We start from the raw sequence: 1,075 nt of genomic DNA, 5'->3' as shown, positions 1-1,075 counted from the left end.
TTGCATGTATTAGGCACGCCGCCAGCGTTCGTCCTGAGCCAGGATCAAACTCTCCGATAGAAAGCTTAATCTAGCTTTTAAAACAATGTTTTGTTTCCGAAGAAACAACTACTTACATGGCGTTTCGTTCAGTTTTCAAAGATCGATTTTTCTTTAGTTGCTGTTTTCAGCGACCAAACCATCATAACATATGTGATTTGTGCTTGTCAATACCTTATTTATAAAGAATTTGGTGGAGCCTAGCGGGATCGAACCGCTGACCTCCTGCGTGCAAGGCAGGCGCTCTCCCAGCTGAGCTAAGGCCCCGTTGGTAAAATGGTCGGGAAGACAGGATTTGAACCTGCGACCCCTTGGTCCCAAACCAAGTGCTCTACCAAGCTGAGCTACTTCCCGTTTAAAAGAGAAAATAAAATGGTGCGCCCGAGAGAAGTCGAATCCCTAACCTTCTGATCCGTAGTCAGACGCTCTATCCAATTGAGCTACGGGCGCATATTATAATGTTTTGAGAAAAATGGAGCGGAAGACGGGATTCGAACCCGCGACCCCCACCTTGGCAAGGTGATGTTCTACCACTGAACTACTTCCGCAATTGGTGCGGGTGAAGGGACTTGAACCCCCACGTCGTAAGACACTAGATCCTAAGTCTAGCGCGTCTGCCAATTCCGCCACACCCGCAAATAAATGGTGAGCCATGAAGGACTCGAACCTTCGACCCTCTGATTAAAAGTCAGATGCTCTACCAACTGAGCTAATGGCTCTTTTCAATAAGAAAAGCTGGTGCCGGCCAGAGGACTTGAACCCCCAACCTACTGATTACAAGTCAGTTGCTCTACCAATTGAGCTAGGCCGGCATTATATGTACCCTTACGGGTTATATAAGAAAAATATGGTGGAGGATGACGGGCTCGAACCGCCGACCCTCTGCTTGTAAGGCAGATGCTCTCCCAGCTGAGCTAATCCTCCACTATATAAGCCTAGCGACGTCCTACTCTTGCAGGGGGAGATCCCCCAACTACCATCGGCGCTGAAGAGCTTAACTTCCGTGTTCGGCATGGGAACGGGTGTGACCTCTTCG

8 tRNA genes and 2 rRNA genes are annotated in these 1,075 nt (G+C 48.8%); all 10 read right to left on the bottom strand.

From position 1 onward, the window contains the following. Positions 1-60 (bottom strand): 16S ribosomal RNA (locus JI666_RS20925); the annotation flags it as partial. A 170-nt stretch (positions 61-230) separates the two neighbouring features. After that, positions 231-306 (bottom strand) — tRNA-Ala (locus JI666_RS20920). Between the two features lie 10 nt (positions 307-316). Then, positions 317-393 (bottom strand) — tRNA-Pro (locus JI666_RS20915). A 19-nt stretch (positions 394-412) separates the two neighbouring features. After that, positions 413-489 (bottom strand) — tRNA-Arg (locus JI666_RS20910). 23 nt (positions 490-512) lie between these two features. Then, a tRNA-Gly gene (locus JI666_RS20905) sits at positions 513-587 on the bottom strand. Positions 588-590: 3 nt separating this feature from the next. Further along, positions 591-675, bottom strand: a tRNA-Leu gene (locus JI666_RS20900). Positions 676-682: 7 nt separating this feature from the next. After that, positions 683-758: transfer RNA gene (locus tag JI666_RS20895), tRNA-Lys, on the bottom strand. Between the two features lie 17 nt (positions 759-775). After that, positions 776-851, bottom strand: a tRNA-Thr gene (locus tag JI666_RS20890). Positions 852-887: 36 nt separating this feature from the next. Beyond that, positions 888-963 (bottom strand) — tRNA-Val (locus JI666_RS20885). 9 nt (positions 964-972) lie between these two features. Continuing rightward, positions 973-1,075 (bottom strand): 5S ribosomal RNA (gene rrf / locus JI666_RS20880); the annotation flags it as partial.

Source organism: Bacillus sp. NTK071 (genome assembly GCF_017303315.1).
Classification (GTDB): domain Bacteria; phylum Bacillota; class Bacilli; order Bacillales; family Guptibacillaceae; genus Guptibacillus.
This window is presented reverse-complemented; position numbering and strand designations above follow the sequence as displayed.